The organism is Klebsiella sp. M041 (assembly GCF_059759695.1).
This window is the reverse complement of sequence record NZ_JCAXWU010000001.1, coordinates 376,002-390,952: the sequence shown is the minus strand read 5'-3', so window position 1 is coordinate 390,952 and position 14,951 is coordinate 376,002. Positions and strand designations below refer to the sequence as shown.

The 14,951-nt window shown below is 59.8% G+C and carries 12 protein-coding genes; 8 read left to right on the top strand and 4 right to left on the bottom strand.

Features of this window, described 5'->3' with window-relative positions:
* The first annotated feature begins 152 nt into the window (after window positions 1-152).
* Complete coding sequence (locus AC6CWS_RS01820) at window positions 153-2,129, top strand: alkyl/aryl-sulfatase (RefSeq protein WP_023290409.1); 1,977 nt, start codon at window positions 153-155, stop codon at window positions 2,127-2,129.
* 67 nt (window positions 2,130-2,196) lie between these two features.
* On the opposite strand, the gene AC6CWS_RS01815 is transcribed toward AC6CWS_RS01820, so the two are convergent.
* Window positions 2,197-2,832, bottom strand: a complete 636-nt coding sequence (locus tag AC6CWS_RS01815) for a helix-turn-helix domain-containing protein (RefSeq protein ID WP_080901721.1) — start codon at window positions 2,830-2,832, stop codon at window positions 2,197-2,199.
* A 201-nt stretch (window positions 2,833-3,033) separates the two neighbouring features.
* On the opposite strand from AC6CWS_RS01815, the gene AC6CWS_RS01810 reads away from it, so the two are divergent.
* Complete coding sequence (locus AC6CWS_RS01810; protein WP_023290411.1) at window positions 3,034-5,010, top strand: alkyl/aryl-sulfatase; 1,977 nt, start codon at window positions 3,034-3,036, stop codon at window positions 5,008-5,010.
* 140 nt (window positions 5,011-5,150) lie between these two features.
* Window positions 5,151-5,573 (top strand): universal stress protein, encoded by a 423-nt coding sequence (locus tag AC6CWS_RS01805; protein WP_023290412.1) that lies wholly within the window; start codon window positions 5,151-5,153, stop codon window positions 5,571-5,573.
* On the opposite strand, the gene AC6CWS_RS01800 is transcribed toward AC6CWS_RS01805, so the two are convergent.
* Window positions 5,570-6,484: a LysR family transcriptional regulator gene (locus AC6CWS_RS01800; protein WP_044524193.1), complete on the bottom strand. Its 915-nt coding sequence runs from the start codon at window positions 6,482-6,484 to the stop codon at window positions 5,570-5,572. The two genes, AC6CWS_RS01805 and AC6CWS_RS01800, sit on opposite strands and share 4 nt — an antisense overlap.
* Before the next feature lie 120 nt (window positions 6,485-6,604).
* Here AC6CWS_RS01800 and AC6CWS_RS01795 point away from each other — a divergent pair, with 120 nt between their 5' ends.
* Complete coding sequence (locus AC6CWS_RS01795; RefSeq protein ID WP_080901720.1) at window positions 6,605-8,416, top strand: adenine deaminase; 1,812 nt, start codon at window positions 6,605-6,607, stop codon at window positions 8,414-8,416.
* Window positions 8,417-8,418: 2 nt separating this feature from the next.
* A complete protein-coding gene (locus tag AC6CWS_RS01790) occupies window positions 8,419-9,762 on the top strand; it encodes an NCS2 family permease (protein ID WP_023290415.1) in 1,344 nt (447 codons plus the stop codon).
* Here the strand turns inward: AC6CWS_RS01790 and AC6CWS_RS01785 are convergent.
* A complete protein-coding gene (locus AC6CWS_RS01785) occupies window positions 9,752-10,651 on the bottom strand; it encodes a LysR family transcriptional regulator (protein ID WP_080901719.1) in 900 nt (299 codons plus the stop codon). The two genes, AC6CWS_RS01790 and AC6CWS_RS01785, sit on opposite strands and share 11 nt — an antisense overlap.
* A gap of 183 nt (window positions 10,652-10,834) precedes the next feature.
* Between AC6CWS_RS01785 and AC6CWS_RS01780 the strand changes: the two genes are divergently transcribed.
* Together AC6CWS_RS01780 and AC6CWS_RS01775 are read left to right on the top strand one after the other, a co-directional pair.
* Window positions 10,835-11,152: an RcnB family protein gene (locus AC6CWS_RS01780; RefSeq protein WP_004201590.1), complete on the top strand. Its 318-nt coding sequence runs from the start codon at window positions 10,835-10,837 to the stop codon at window positions 11,150-11,152.
* On the top strand, window positions 11,127-11,588 hold the full coding sequence (locus tag AC6CWS_RS01775; protein ID WP_080901718.1) for a GNAT family N-acetyltransferase: 462 nt from the start codon (window positions 11,127-11,129) through the stop codon (window positions 11,586-11,588). The genes AC6CWS_RS01780 and AC6CWS_RS01775 overlap by 26 nt, the downstream gene beginning before the upstream one ends.
* Here AC6CWS_RS01775 and apbC read toward each other — a convergent pair.
* The gene (gene apbC / locus AC6CWS_RS01770) at window positions 11,585-12,694 is read right to left on the bottom strand and encodes an iron-sulfur cluster carrier protein ApbC (protein ID WP_023290418.1); all 1,110 of its coding nucleotides are present in this window, start codon (window positions 12,692-12,694) and stop codon (window positions 11,585-11,587) included. The two genes, AC6CWS_RS01775 and apbC, sit on opposite strands and share 4 nt — an antisense overlap.
* 153 nt (window positions 12,695-12,847) lie before the next feature.
* Between apbC and metG the strand changes: the two genes are divergently transcribed.
* A complete protein-coding gene (gene metG / locus AC6CWS_RS01765; protein WP_080901717.1) occupies window positions 12,848-14,881 on the top strand; it encodes a methionine--tRNA ligase in 2,034 nt (677 codons plus the stop codon).
* Window positions 14,882-14,951 lie beyond the last annotated feature (70 nt).

Here is a 14,951-nt window from a genome sequence, read left to right as displayed (position 1 = left end):
ACAAAAGGCGTAATTTCTGATTAAAAATGTGTTTTTTGCAAGCAAAACTGGATGAATGTAAATGTGTGGTTATATTTAAAAAATCTGTAACAAACAGTCACCTGCGTTAAATCGGTAAAACCGAACGAACCATGCAATAAATGAGGATTGCAATGAAATTAACCCCGATAGTGAAAGGGTTAGCGTTAGCGGGCATGTTGAGTAGTCTCGCTTTCGCCGCCTGGGCAGATACGTCAGCCAAAGAGGCAACCGAAGCGACCAAAAAAGCGAACGATGCCCTCTACAACCAACTCCCCTTCTCCGATAACACCGATTTCACCAATGCGCATAAAGGCTTTATTGCCGCCCTGCCGCCAGAAGTCATCAAAGGCGAACAGGGCAATGTCATCTGGGATCCGGGCCAGTACGCCTTCATTAAAGAAGGGGAAAAAGCGCCAGAAACCGTAAACCCGAGCCTGTGGCGCCAGTCGCAGCTGATCAACATCAGCGGCCTGTTTGAAGTCACCGACGGGGTCTACCAGATCCGCAACCTCGATCTCTCCAATATGACGATCATCGAGGGCAAAGAGGGGATCACCGTCGTAGACCCGCTGGTCTCAGCTGAAACCGCCAAAGTCGGCATGGATCTCTACTATAAAAACCGGGGTAAAAAACCGGTCGTCGCGGTGATCTACACCCACAGCCACGTTGACCATTACGGCGGCGTGCGCGGCGTGGTTGATGAAGCCGACGTCAAAGCGGGTAAAGTCAAAATCTACGCGCCGTCCGGATTTATGGAAGCGGCGGTGGCGGAAAATATCATGGCCGGGAACGTCATGAGCCGCCGCGCCAGCTATATGTACGGCAACCTGCTGAAGCCGGACGCTAAAGGCCAGGTGGGCGCGGGCCTGGGGACTACCACCTCGGCAGGCACCGTCACCCTGATTGCGCCAACCAACATCATTGATAAGGATGGCCAGAAAGAGGTGATCGACGGCCTGACCTATGACTTCATGCTGGCGCCAGGCTCCGAAGCGCCGTCAGAAATGCTGTGGTATATCGAAGAGAAGAAATTGATCGAATCCGCAGAGGATGTCACCCACACTCTGCATAACACCTACTCGCTGCGCGGGGCGAAGATCCGTGAGCCGCTGCCGTGGTCGAAATATATCAACCAGGCGATCGTTCGCTGGGGCGATAAGGCTGAGATCATTATGGCCCAGCACCACTGGCCGACCTGGGGCAACGAGAACGTGGTTAACCTGCTGAAGAGTCAGCGTGACCTGTATCGTTACATCAACGACCAGACCCTGCGGATGGCTAACGAAGGCCTGACCCGCGATGAAATCGCCGCTAACTTTAAGCTGCCGGACGGCCTCGCCAATACCTGGGCTAACCGCGGCTACTACGGCTCGGTCAGCCACGATGTGAAGGCCACCTACGTGCTGTATCTCGGCTGGTTCGACGGCAACCCGGCCACCCTTGACGAACTGCCGCCAGAAGAAGCGGCGAAGAAGTTCGTCGAGTACATGGGCGGCGCGGATGCCATCCTGAAGAAAGCGAAAGAGGATTACGACCAGGGTAACTACCGCTGGGTTGCCCAGGTGGTGAGCAAAGTCGTTTTCGCCGACCCTAACAACCAGCAGGCGCGTCATCTGGAAGCCGATGCCCTGGAGCAATTAGGCTATCAGGCGGAGTCCGGCCCGTGGCGTAATTTCTACCTTACCGGCGCCCAGGAACTGCGCAACGGCGTGGTGAAAGGTCCGACCCCGAACACCGCCAGCCCGGACACCGTCCGCGCCATGACCCCGGAAATGTTCTTTGATTATCTGGCGGTCCATATCAATGGCGAAAAAGCGGGCAATGCGAAGTCGGTCTTCAATATCGATCTGGGCAATGACGGCGGTAAATATAAACTGGAACTGGAAAACGGCGTGCTGAACCACACCGCCAATGCGCAAGCCAAAGAGGCGGATGCCACCCTGACGCTGGATCGCGCTACCCTGAATAAAATCATTCTCAAAGAAGAGACCCTGAAGCAGGCGGAAGATAAGGGGGAAGTTAAAATCAGCGGTAACGGGGCCAAACTCGATGAAATGTTAGGCTATATGGACCCGTTTGACTTCTGGTTTAACATCGTGACGCCGTAATGATTCGCTGACAGGCGTCGTGGGTAACAAGACAGAGCATTCTGCCTTGTTACCCTCTCCTGCCCGGTCAGTACTCCGCAGGCAGCGGTCGATCGATAGAGATCAGTTTGCCACGTTTCATCGTGATATATCCCCCCGCCTTTAAGTCCGCCAGCACGCGAAACACATGAGTGCGCGAAAGATTGGTACGCCGGATGATAAATAACGCCAGACCCTCGTTTTCACCCTCATGCGTATGCTGCCGATACAAATAGCGATACAGCATCGGACGAATCGTCTGGTAGCTGGTGACCTGGCGACGTTCATTGTGCAGGTCGATGGTAAAGATACTCATGAACACCAACACCTGCGCCAGCGCCTCAACGCGCTGCGGGTGGGTAGCAATAAAAAGGCGATCAAAAGTGGCGTAGGAAATTTTACGCAGCGTCACGGTTGCGCTTCCGGTATATTCAAATTTCGCCAGCGGGCAATACCGCTCCATCAGGCCAATCGGCATATGCTCAATAGTATTACCGATATTCAATCCATCATCCGGCATTAATATGGATAGCGAACCCTCGGTGCAAAAATAAATATACCCCAGTTGCGGGCACCATTTTTTATTGGCGGAGAGAATAACCTCTTCACCTTCCACGAGGATATCGGCAAAAAAGTCGGCTATGGCTAACGTCTTATAATAACTATGTATTTCCTGGAAATTCATTCTCTGCCCTCGCCTGCGCCGTTAGCGACAGTATAGCAGTCCTCGCCTGCTAAAGACGAGGGGATCCTTTGGCGGCGCCGCGCCAGTCCCATATGGGACTATTCAGCGGAATATTAGTCTTTAGAATAAACGACAAGCCATTCACTTTTTAAGCGGGAGATATTTTTTATTTCCGCAAAATAAATTACCTGAGAGGTAGTGATGAAATTAAATCAGATAGCCAAAAATCTGGCGCTGGCCGGAATGTTATCGTCTTTGTCGGTAACCGCCTTTGCCGCCGCGCAACAACAGGATGCCACACCGGCCACGCGGGAGGCGAACCAGGCGCTATACCGTAAACTGCCGTTTGCGGATAAAACCGACTTTAACAACGCCCATCAGGGATTTATCGCGCCCCTGCCGCCGGCGATGCTCAAAGGTGACCAGGGAAATATTATCTGGGATCCGGCCAAATATAATTTCGTCAAAGAGGGCGAAAAGGCGCCGGACACCGTCAATCCTAGCCTGTGGCGACAGTCGCAGCTGCTGAATATCGGCGGTCTGTTCAAAGTCACCGACGGCGTTTACCAGATCCGTAATCTCGATCTTTCCAATATGACCATTATTGAAGGCAAAACCGGGATCACCATCATCGACCCGCTGCTAAGCGCCGAACCGGCTAAAGAGGCTCTGGCGCTCTATTTTGCCCACCGGCCGAAAAAACCGGTGGTGGCGGTGCTGTTTACCCACAGCCATGTGGACCACTACGGCGGTATCCGCGGGGTGGTGGATGAAGCCGATGTCAAAGCCGGAAAAGTGAAGATTTACGCCCCGGACGGCTTTATGAAAGAAGCGGTTTCCGAAAATATCATGGCCGGTACCGCGATGAGCCGCCGCGCCAGCTATATGTATGGCAACCTGCTGAAGCCGGACGCCAAAGGTCAGGTTGGCGCCGGTCTCGGCACCACCACCTCGGCGGGTACCGTCACGCTGATCCCGCCGACCAACTACATTACCCATACCGGTCAGCAGGAAGTGATCGACGGCCTGACCTATGACTTTATGATGGCGCCGGGCTCGGAAGCGCCGTCTGAGATGCTGTGGTATGTCAAAGAGAAGAAAATGATCGAGGCGGCAGAGGATGTCACCCATACCCTGCACAACACCTACTCGCTGCGCGGCGCCAAAATCCGCGATCCGCTGGCGTGGTCGAAATACATCAATGCCGCCATCGACCGCTGGGGCAACGATGCGGAAGTGATTATCGCGCAGCACCACTGGCCGACCTGGGGCAACGATAATATCGTTAAGCTGATGAAAGGTCAGCGCGATATGTATCGCTATATCAACGACCAGACTCTGCGGATGGCGAATTTGGGCATGACCCGCGATGAGATCGCCGCCAACTTCAAGCTGCCGGAGTCCCTTGAGAAACAGTGGTCCAGCCGCGGCTACTACGGTTCCGTCAGCCACGATGTGAAAGCGACCTACGTCTTCTACCTCGGCTGGTTCGACGGCAACCCGGCCACCCTCGACGAGCTGCCGCCAGAGCAGGCGGCGAAGAAGTTCGTGGAATATATGGGCGGCGCCGATGCCATCATGCAGAAAGCCAAAGCCGACTACCAGCAGGGGAACTACCGCTGGGTGGCGCAGGTGACCAGCAAAATCGTCTTCGCCGATCCGAACAATCAGCAGGCGCGTCATCTGGAAGCCGACGCCCTGGAGCAGCTCGGGTATCAGGCGGAAGCCGGGACCTGGCGCAACTTCTACCTCACCGGCGCTCAGGAGCTGCGTAACGGCGTGCAGAAACTGCCGACGCCGAACACCGCCAGTCCGGATACCGTGCGGGCGATGACGCCGGAAATGTTCTTCGATTATCTCGGGGTGCATATCAACGGCGAAAAAGCCGGGGCAGCTAAAGCGGTCTTTAACATCGACCTCGGTAAAGACGGCGGCAAGTACAAACTGGAGCTGGAAAACGGCGTGCTTAACCATACCGCCAATGCGGTAGCCGACAACGCAGACGCCAGCATCTCGCTCAGCCGCGACACCCTGAATAAGATCATCCTGAAACAGGAGACGCTGAAGCAGGCTCAGGCTAACGGCGAGGTTAACATTAGCGGCAATGGCGCTAAGCTCGACGAAATGCTGAGCTATATGGACACCTTTGCCTTCTGGTTCAACATCGTCACCCCGTAAGCGCAACGCGCCCCACGCTCCCCCGCCGCCTGTCAGGCCGCGGGGGAACTTTATCTGCAGACAAACGCGCCGAGGGTTTGCCATCCCCCCGCCCGCGGCTCAAAATACGCTGAGGACAACTTTTTTGCGCGGAGGTATTTATGGCGCTTTATCACCATGCGCTGGTACTGATTAACAGCAGTCAGGACGGCGTCCCGCTGCTCGAGCATGCCGCCAGAATGGCGGAAGAGAACGGCATGCGCATCACTATCGCCCACATCAGCACCGACTACCGGGCGCTGAACTATGTTTCCGACAGCCTGCGCGACGATCAGGTCTCGCAGGAGGTGATCCAGGCCAAAGCCCTGCTCAACGAGCTGGCCTGCACCGTCTCCCTGCCGGTGGATACCCTCTCGCTGGTGACCACCCGCCGCTTTGAAGATGTCGAAACCTGCGTTCGACAGCGGCAGATCGATTTAATTATTGCCGGGCACCATAACCGGCTGCTGGGCGTCCTCTCCTCACACTCGCTGGAGTACATCAACCACTTAACCATAGACGTGCTGATCAAGCACCTGCCCTAGCGCAAGGCGGCCTGCAGCAGGGAAAAACAGTCTTCGATAAGCGGCGGCAGCGCCTGCGGCCCGCGCATCAGGGCCACCGTGCGGGTCAACGCCGGCTGCTGCAGCTGGGCGACCTTGAGCGCCGGGTCCTGCAGATGGGTGGTATACAGCTCCGGCAGTATCGCCACCGCTAAGCGCGAGCGCACCAGGCCATACAGGGTTTCGATATAGTCCACCTGGTAGCGGGTGGTCAGCGTCAGGCGATGGCTCTCCACTAATGCCGCCACCAGCCGCTGAATATTGCCCTTCGAGAAGACGGCAATGTCCCGCCCCACCAGCTGTTTCCACGGCAGATGCGCCTGCGCGGCCAGCGGATCGTCGCGGTGCAGCACCGCCACGAAGGGATCGTCGCGCAGCGGATAGACCAGCAGTTCTGCGGGCAGTGAGCTGTCGATCGCCCCGATGCCGAAATCAATCTCGCCGCGCAGCAGCGCCTGGATGAGCGCATCGTTGGTCTGATCGTGAAATTCAATACGCAGGCGGGGAAAGGCCTGGGCCAGGGTCTGCGGCAGCAGCGGAAACAGCAGCGAACTGACCGACGGCACCAGGCCGATGCGCACCGTCCCGTCGCCGCCCGCCTCGACGATCTGCTGCATATCGAAAAAGGCCGCCTGCGCCACGCTGAGGATCCGCTGGGCGTGGGGTAAAATCGCCGCCCCCAGTTCAGTCAGGGTGACCGCCGAAGCGGTGCGGTTGACCAGCTTGCCGCCGAGCACCGTTTCAATCTGCCGCAGAGCGCTGCTCAGCGCCGGCTGGCTAATCGCCAGCCGACTGGCGGTATCGGTAAAATGGCGCAGCTGGGCCAGGGTGACGAAATACTGAAGCTGTTTAAGAGAGAGCGCGGGCAGCCGCTGCCAGGGTTCGTTCATCATCGGGTTCGCTACGGTGGTCCTGCACAATAACCCGAGCTTATCGGGTGATAAATTTATTCATCTGGGCAAACGTTTGCTGTGCCCCTAGAGTATCCGCATTATCCTTGTGCCGGAGTGGTTATGTCCAGCAATGCTCAAGTCCGCCGTCGCGCCGTGCAGGCCGCGCGCGGCGAATCCCCGTTTGATCTGCTGCTGGTCGATGCGCAGATCGTCGATATGGCCACGGGCGAAATCCGCCCGGCTGACGTCGGCATCGTCGGCGAGATGATCGCCAGCGTCCACCCGCGCGGCAGCCGCGTCGACGCCCATGAAGTGCGTTCCCTGTCCGGCGGCTACCTGTCGCCCGGCCTGATGGACACCCACGTGCACCTCGAAAGCTCCCACCTGCCGCCCGAGCGCTACGCCGAAATCGTCCTCACCCAGGGCACCACCGCGGTGTTCTGGGATCCGCATGAGCTGGCCAACGTGCTCGGCGTCGAGGGCGTGCGCTACGCGGTAGACGCCAGCCGCCACCTGCCGCTGCAGGTGATGGTCGCCGCGCCGTCGAGCGTGCCCTCCACCCCCGGACTCGAAATGTCCGGCGCCGATTTCGCCGGCGCGGAAATGGAGACTATGCTCGGCTGGCCGGAAGTGCGCGGCGTGGCGGAAGTGATGGATATGCACGGCGTGCTGCACGGCAGCGAGCGGATGCAGGAGATTGTCCAGGCCGGTCTCAACAGCGGAAAACTGATTGAAGGCCACGCCCGCGGGCTGAGCGGCGCCGACCTGCAGGCCTACCTCGCCGCCGGCGTCACCTCCGATCATGAACTGACCTCGGCGGACGACGCGCTGGAAAAACTGCGCGCCGGGCTGACGATCGAGATCCGCGGCTCGCACCCCTACCTGCTGCCGGATATCGTGGCGGCGTTGAAAACGCTGCCGCACCTCTCCTCGCAGATCACCGTCTGCACCGATGACGTGCCGCCGGATATGCTGCTGGAGAAAGGCGGGATCATCGCCCTGCTCAACCTGCTGATCGAGCATGGATTACCGGCGGTCGATGCGCTGCGTTTCGCCACCCTCAACGCTGCTATTCGCCTGCAGCGCCACGATCTCGGGCTGATTGCCGCCGGGCGACGCGCCGACCTGGTGGTGTTTGATTCCCTGGAGAAGCTGGCGGCCCGCGAAGTCTACGTTGGCGGGGAACGGCTGGCCCATGCCGGCCGCCTGCTGAAGCCGATCGCCCCGGCGCCGGGCGTGACGCCGCCGCGCGATACCTTGCAGATAGCCCCCCTCGCCGCCGATGACTTTATCCTGCGCATCAAGGGCATTCGCCACGGCGTCGCCCGCCTGCGCCATATCCGCGGCGCGCGCTTCACCCAGTGGGGTGAGGTCGAGGTGCAGATCCGCGACGGCCAGGTCCAGCTGCCCGCCGGCTTCAGCCTGATCTGGGTCAAGCACCGCCACGGCCGCCATCAGGCGACGCCGCAAATCGCCCTGCTTGAAGGCTGGGGCGAGCTGCGCGGCGCCATCGCCACCAGCTATTCCCACGATTCACACAATCTGGTGGTGCTCGGGCGCAATGCTGAGGATATGGCGCTGGCGGCCAACCAGCTTATCGCCTCCGGCGGCGGGATGGCGCTGGCGCAACGGGGCGAGATCCTCGCCCATGTGGCGATGCCGATTGCCGGCATGCTGTCGGATCTCCCGGCCGCCGAGCTGGCGCGTCAGTTCCGCGAGCTGCGCGATCTGAGCAGCAAAATCGCCGACTGGGAGCCGCCGTACCGGGTCTTTAAGGCCATTGAAGGCACCTGTCTTGCCTGTAACGCCGGGCCGCATTTAACCGATTTGGGTCTGACCGACGGCGGCAGCCGCCAGATAGTCGACCCGTTGATAGCCTGCCGGGAAACCCCGGCGCCAACGCCTCACAACAATAATCCTCAGGGAGCCTGAGCATGGCCGATAACACACTTCACTCTTCCGCCCGCGATAACTGGCTGGAGCGCCGCTTTGCGCTGCGCTCGCGCGGCGGCACGCTGCGCAGCGAATGCCTGGCCGGGATCACCGGTTTTCTCGCCGCCGCCTATTTACTGGTGGTCATCCCGGGACTGCTGGCGATAGGCGGAATGGACAAAGGGGCCGCCACCACCGGCACCATTCTGGTCTTCGTCGTCGGCTCGCTGCTGATGGCGTTTTACGCCAACCTGCCGTTTATCGTCGGCCCGGGCATTGGCGGCTCGGTGCTGGTGGGGGTCACGCTGGCCGGTAGCGAGGGAATTGGCTGGCAGACGGGCCTCGGGATCGCCTGCTGGTCGGGGGTTCTCTTCTTCCTGCTGACCCGCTTTGGCCTGCGCGAAGTGGTCACCCGCTCGGTGCCGCAGTCGATCAAGCTGGGGCTGACGGCCTCCATCGGCCTGTTCGTCGCCGTCCTCGGCTTTCGCAACGCCGGGCTGGTGCTCGCCAATGCCAAAACCAACGCCCTGATGCTCGGCGACTTCCTCGCCCCCGGCGCGCTGGTAGCGCTGTGCGGCCTGTTCCTGGCGATAGCCCTGCAGGCGCGTAAGGTGCCGGGCGCCATTTTGTGGGCCATTCTGTGCGCTACCCTGGTGGGGATCCCGTTCGGCGTCACGAAACTGCCGACGCATTTTATCGATGTCCCCCACTCGCTGGCCCCGGTGCTGGGAGAGGTTGACCTGCTGGGGGCGTTAAACATCGCCTTCCTGCCGTTCCTGTTCGTCTTTTTCGCTTCTGAGTTTTTCTCCACCATGGGGACGACGCTGGCGGTGGGCGGCGAGGCGGGTCTGCTGGATGAAGAAGGCAACATGCCGCAGATTAATCGCCCGTTTATGGTCGATTCGATTGCCGCGGCGCTCGGCCCGTGGGTAGGTATTCCGGCGGCAACGGCGCTGATTGAGTCCTCGGCGGCGGCGGAAGCCGGGGGCAAAACCGGCCTGACCGCGCTGTCGGCGGCGGTGATGTTCCTGCTGATGCTGCTGTTCACGCCGGTGGCGCTGATGATCCCGAAGGAGGCCACCGCCCCGGCGCTGATCCTGATCGGCCTGAACATGTTCAGCGGCCTGCGCAAAGTGGATCTCGGCAACTTCACCGACGGCCTGCCGGTGCTGATGATGGTGATGATCACCCTCATCGCCAACAGCTTCGGCACCGGCATCGCCGGCGGGCTGCTGTTTTACATTGTGATCAAGGCCATCGCCGGCAAGTGGCGGGAAATCCCGATTGGCCTGTGGGTGCTGGCCGTCCCGCTGGTCTACTACTTCGCGACCTTAGTTAGACATTAAGCCCTTCACAATGTGATTTCACCTCTTCATATAACAAACGCACCGCGGCAGAGAGCTGTTTGCGGTGCGGACAAATCAGGTTCAACGGCACCACATCCCCCTGGTAACGCGGCAGCAGGCGCCGCAGGCGGCCCGCCCGCAGATCGTCGCTGACGTCGAGCATCGATTTATAGGCAATGCCCTCCCCGGCCACCGCCAGCCGGCGGATCACCTCCGCGTCGTCGCTCATCACCGTGCCGGAGACCTTCTGCTGCAGGACTTCGCCGTCGAGGCTCAGCGACCAGCGGTCGAACGGGCGGCCGCGCAATATGTAGATCAACGCATTGTGCTGGCCGAGCTCCTCAAGGGTCTGCGGCTCGCCGTGGCGGGCGATCCACTCAGGAGAGGCCACCAGCACCCGACGATTTTCCGGCGCCACCGGCAGCGAAATAAACGAGGCGTCATCGTTATTACCATAGCGAAACGCGACGTCCACCGGATCTTTAAACACGTCGGTCAGCTGGTCGGAAAAGAGCAGCCGCAGGCGCAGCGCCGGGTGGCGTTGCCGAAAGTCGCGGAACAGGGTCAGGAGCAGGTTACGCCCGAGATCCGACGGCACGGCGATCTGCAGCATGCCGCGAATTTCATCGTCCGGGGTCTGGATCTTCTGCAGGCCGGCCTCGAGGGTATCGAGCATCTGGGTGGCATACGGCAGCCAGGTCTCCCCGTCCGGCGTCAGGCGCAGGCTGCGGGTCGAGCGGGCGAACAGGCGAATATTGAGGATCGTCTCCAGACGCTTAATCGCCGCGCTCACCTGCGCCGGTTGCTGCCCCGCCTCGCGCGCGGCGTCGCTAAAACTGCCCAGTGCCGCGGCGCGGACAAATAAGGTCAGATCTTCCAGCCTGAACATGCCGATACTCCCCTGCTTCAGATTGCTCCCAAAATAGGCATCACCGTCGCTGCAACGCAAGCGGCGCAGGACTTGCGCCGTGTTTTGCTTACACTTTTTAAAAATCCAGTGCTTGCCATTTCAGCAACGCATCAGGAATGATACGAGGCTGCTATTTTGAGTCCAGGTAATATTGAGGAAACTATGCGTAAAACAAAAATGATGCTTCTGGGCGTACTCCTTGCCACCGCCGGCGCCAGCTGGACGGCTTCTGCCGCGGGGATCGATCAGTATGCGCTGAAAGAGTTCACCGCCGACTTCACCCAGTTTCACATTGGCGACACCGTTCCGGCGATGTACCTCACCCCCGAATACAACATCAAAGGGTGGCAGCAGCGTAATCTGCCCGCGCCGGACGCCGGCAGCCACTGGACCTATATGGGCGGTAACTACGTGCTGATCACCGACACCGAAGGCAAAATCCTCAAGGTGTACGATGGCGAGATCTTCTATCATCGCTGATCCGCTCAAACTCCGCATCCGCCCCGGCGAACCAGCGGACTTTCCGGCGCTGCGCCAGCTCTTTCTGCGGGCGCGCAGTGTGTCGTGGACCTGGCTTCCCTCCACGACGTGGCGGCTGGAAGATTTCGATGCCGCCACCGCGGATGAACAGCTGTGGGTCGCGGAATACGACGGCCTGCCGGTGGGCTTTGCCGCCGTATGGACCGCCGATAACTTTCTTCACCATCTGTTCGTCGACCCGGACTGGCAGGGCAAGCATATCGGCAGCGCGTTGCTGGCGCAGGTCGAACGGACCTTTACCGCCAGCGGGACGCTGAAGTGCCTGATGGAAAATAAAAACGCCCTGCGCTTCTACCAGCGTCACGGCTGGACCATCGAAGCACAGGGCGCCTCGCCCGAGGGCGGATACTGGCTGATGCGCTCGCCGCGGCCTTAAACGGCGCGGAAGGCAATCTCACCCGGGATCACTTCTCCCTGCCAGTACATCTGGGCCGCCACCCGACCCGCCAGCTGGCGGTAGATGTCGGTAAATTCGCTTTCCGGACGCGCCACCACCGTCGGCGTGCCGTTATCGAGATCTTCCCGCAGCGTAATATGCAGCGGCAGCTGGCCCAGCAGCTGGGTGTGGTATTTCTCGGCCAGTTTTTGTGCGCCGCCGGTGCCGAAGATCGGCTCATGGTGCCCGCAGTTGCTGCAGATATGCATGCTCATGTTTTCCACGATCCCCAGCACCGGCACTTCCACTTTTTCGAACATCACGATGCCTTTTTTGGCGTCGATCAGCGCGATATCCTGCGGCGTGGTGACTACCACCGCGCCGGTGACCGGAATGTTCTGCGCCAGCGTCAGCTGGATGTCGCCAGTGCCCGGCGGCATATCCAGCACCAGGTAGTCGAGATCCGGCCACAGGGTCTCCTGCAGCATCTGCATCAGCGCCTTGCTGGCCATCGGCCCGCGCCACACCATGGCGTTGTCGTCGGTCACCAGGTAGCCGATGGAGTTGGTGGCCAGACCGAACTTCATGATCGGCGCCATATGGGTACCGTCCGGCGAAGTCGGGCGGCTGTCTTCCGCGCCAAGCATGGTCGGAATCGACGGGCCGTAGATATCGGCATCCAGAATGCCCACCTTCGCCCCTTCCGCGGCGAGCGCCAGCGCCAGGTTTACCGCCGTGGAGGATTTACCGACGCCGCCTTTCCCGGAGCTGATGGCGATAATGTTCTTCACGCCGTTGATGCCGGGCTGGTTTTTCACGCGCTTGAGGGTCGCGATGCTGTGGGTCAGCTTCCAGTCGATGGCCTTCGCGCCAGTGATGCGCAACAGCTCGGCGCTGCACTGCTCTTTGAGCGCTTCGAAGGCGCTGCTCCAGACGAACGGCATTTGTAGCTCGATATGAACGGTATCGTCCAGCCAGGCGACATGGTGCAGCGCCTTGAGGGTGGTGAGATTATGCTTCAGGGTTGGGTGCTGGAAATTGGCCAGCGTCCCGGCGACCATCGCGCGGAGGCGCTCGGGGGATTTGGCCTGGGATTGCGAATTCATCCCGACTCCTTTGTTGTTTTGAGATGCTTTCAGTAATCACAGAGTTTATCACAGGAAAGGATTATCCATATATGGGCAGCCATTTATGGCGCACCCACAGCCCTTTTGGTAATATCGGAAGCCCTTTTTACAACAGAAGATGTAATGCTCACTATGACTCAAGTCGCGAAGAAAATTCTGGTAACGTGCGCCCTGCCGTACGCCAACGGCTCCATCCACCTCGGCCACATGCTGGAGCACATCCAGGCTGATGTCTGGGTCCGTTACCAGCGAATGCGCGGCCACGAGGTCAACTTCATCTGCGCCGACGACGCCCACGGCACGCCGATCATGCTCAAGGCGCAACAGCTCGGTATCACCCCGGAGCAGATGATTGGCGAGATGAGTCAGGAGCATCAGACCGATTTTGCCGGCTTCGACATCAGCTACGATAACTATCACTCGACGCACAGCGACGAGAACCGCGAGCTGTCGGAGCTTATCTACACCCGTCTGAAAGAGAACGGTTTTATCAAAAACCGCACCATCTCTCAGCTCTACGATCCGGAAAAAGGCATGTTCCTGCCGGACCGTTTTGTGAAAGGCACCTGTCCGAAGTGTAAATCTCCGGACCAGTACGGCGATAACTGCGAAGTGTGCGGCGCGACCTACAGCCCCACCGAACTGATCGACCCGAAATCGGTGGTCTCCGGCGCCACGCCGGTGATGCGTGACTCCGAACACTTCTTCTTCGACCTGCCGTCGTTCAGCGAAATGCTGCAGGCGTGGACCCGCAGCGGCGCGCTGCAGGAGCAGGTGGCGAACAAAATGCAGGAGTGGTTCGAATCCGGCCTGCAGCAGTGGGACATCTCCCGCGATGCGCCGTACTTCGGCTTCGAAATTCCCAACGCGCCGGGCAAATATTTCTACGTCTGGCTGGACGCGCCGATCGGCTACATGGGCTCTTTCAAGAACCTGTGCGACAAGCGCGGCGACACCACCAGCTTCGACGAATACTGGAAGAAAGACTCCACGGCCGAGCTGTATCACTTTATCGGCAAGGACATCGTCTACTTCCACAGCCTGTTCTGGCCGGCGATGCTGGAAGGCAGCCAGTTCCGTAAACCGACCAACCTGTTCGTGCATGGCTACGTGACGGTCAACGGCGCGAAGATGTCTAAGTCGCGCGGCACCTTCATTAAGGCCAGCACCTGGCTGAAGCACTTTGATGCCGACAGCCTGCGCTACTACTACACCGCCAAGCTCTCTTCGCGCATCGATGATATCGACCTCAACCTGGAAGACTTTATCCAGCGCGTTAACGCCGACATCGTCAACAAGGTGGTTAACCTCGCTTCGCGCAACGCCGGCTTTATCAGCAAGCGTTTTGACGGCATGCTGGCCGCTGATCTGGCCGACCCGGCGCTGTACAAAACCTTCACCGACGCGGCGGAAAGCATCGGCGAAGCGTGGGACAGCCGCGAGTTCGGTAAGGCCATCCGCGAAATCATGGCCCTCGCCGACGTGGCCAACCGCTATGTCGATGAGCAGGCGCCGTGGGTGGTGGCGAAACAGGAAGGCCGCGACGCCGACCTGCAGGCCATCTGCACCATGGGCCTGAATATGTTCCGCGTGCTGATGACCTGGCTGAAGCCGGTCCTGCCGCAGCTGGCCGCGCGTGCGGAAGCGTTCCTCAACAGCGAGCTGAGCTGGGACGCCATCCAGCAGCCGCTGCTGGCGCATAAGGTCAATCCGTTTAAGGCGCTGTACAACCGCATCGAGATGAAGCAGGTGGAAGCCCTGGTGGAAGCCTCCAAAGAAGAGGTGAAAGCCACCGCGGCGCCGGTCACCGGCCCGCTGGCGGACGATCCGATTCAGGAAACCATCACCTTTGACGATTTCGCCAAAGTCGACCTGCGCGTGGCGCTGATTGAAAACGCGGAATTCGTCGAGGGCTCCGACAAGCTGCTGCGCCTGACGCTGGATCTTGGCGGCGAGAAGCGTAACGTCTTCTCCGGCATCCGCTCCGCTTATCCGGATCCGCAGCCGCTGATTGGCCGCCTGACGGTGATGGTCGCCAACCTGGCGCCGCGCAAAATGCGCTTCGGCATCTCGGAAGGGATGGTGATGGCCGCCGGCCCTGGCGGGAAGGATATCTTCCTGTTAAGCCCTGACGACGGCGCGAAGCCGGGTCAGCAGGTGAAATAATAAAAAAGCCGGAGAATATCTCCGGCTTTTTTTTGCCCGGCGGCGCTACGCTTGCACGGGCCGACGGGTT

What these genes read in the sequence shown, in the direction of transcription:
- apbC (WP_023290418.1), bottom strand. Translation starts at nt 12,694, where the DNA reads ATGAATTCGCAATCCCAGGCCAAATCCCCCGAGCGCCTCCGCGCGATG.
- AC6CWS_RS01815 (WP_080901721.1), bottom strand. Translation starts at nt 2,832, where the DNA reads ATGAATTTCCAGGAAATACATAGTTATTATAAGACGTTAGCCATAGCC.
- AC6CWS_RS01805 (WP_023290412.1), top strand. Translation starts at nt 5,151, where the DNA reads ATGGCGCTTTATCACCATGCGCTGGTACTGATTAACAGCAGTCAGGAC.
- AC6CWS_RS01785 (WP_080901719.1), bottom strand. Translation starts at nt 10,651, where the DNA reads ATGTTCAGGCTGGAAGATCTGACCTTATTTGTCCGCGCCGCGGCACTG.
- metG (WP_080901717.1), top strand. Translation starts at nt 12,848, where the DNA reads ATGACTCAAGTCGCGAAGAAAATTCTGGTAACGTGCGCCCTGCCGTAC.
- AC6CWS_RS01795 (WP_080901720.1), top strand. Translation starts at nt 6,605, where the DNA reads ATGTCCAGCAATGCTCAAGTCCGCCGTCGCGCCGTGCAGGCCGCGCGC.
- AC6CWS_RS01780 (WP_004201590.1), top strand. Translation starts at nt 10,835, where the DNA reads ATGCGTAAAACAAAAATGATGCTTCTGGGCGTACTCCTTGCCACCGCC.
- AC6CWS_RS01790 (WP_023290415.1), top strand. Translation starts at nt 8,419, where the DNA reads ATGGCCGATAACACACTTCACTCTTCCGCCCGCGATAACTGGCTGGAG.
- AC6CWS_RS01820 (WP_023290409.1), top strand. Translation starts at nt 153, where the DNA reads ATGAAATTAACCCCGATAGTGAAAGGGTTAGCGTTAGCGGGCATGTTG.
- AC6CWS_RS01800 (WP_044524193.1), bottom strand. Translation starts at nt 6,484, where the DNA reads ATGATGAACGAACCCTGGCAGCGGCTGCCCGCGCTCTCTCTTAAACAG.
- AC6CWS_RS01810 (WP_023290411.1), top strand. Translation starts at nt 3,034, where the DNA reads ATGAAATTAAATCAGATAGCCAAAAATCTGGCGCTGGCCGGAATGTTA.
- AC6CWS_RS01775 (WP_080901718.1), top strand. Translation starts at nt 11,127, where the DNA reads ATGGCGAGATCTTCTATCATCGCTGATCCGCTCAAACTCCGCATCCGC.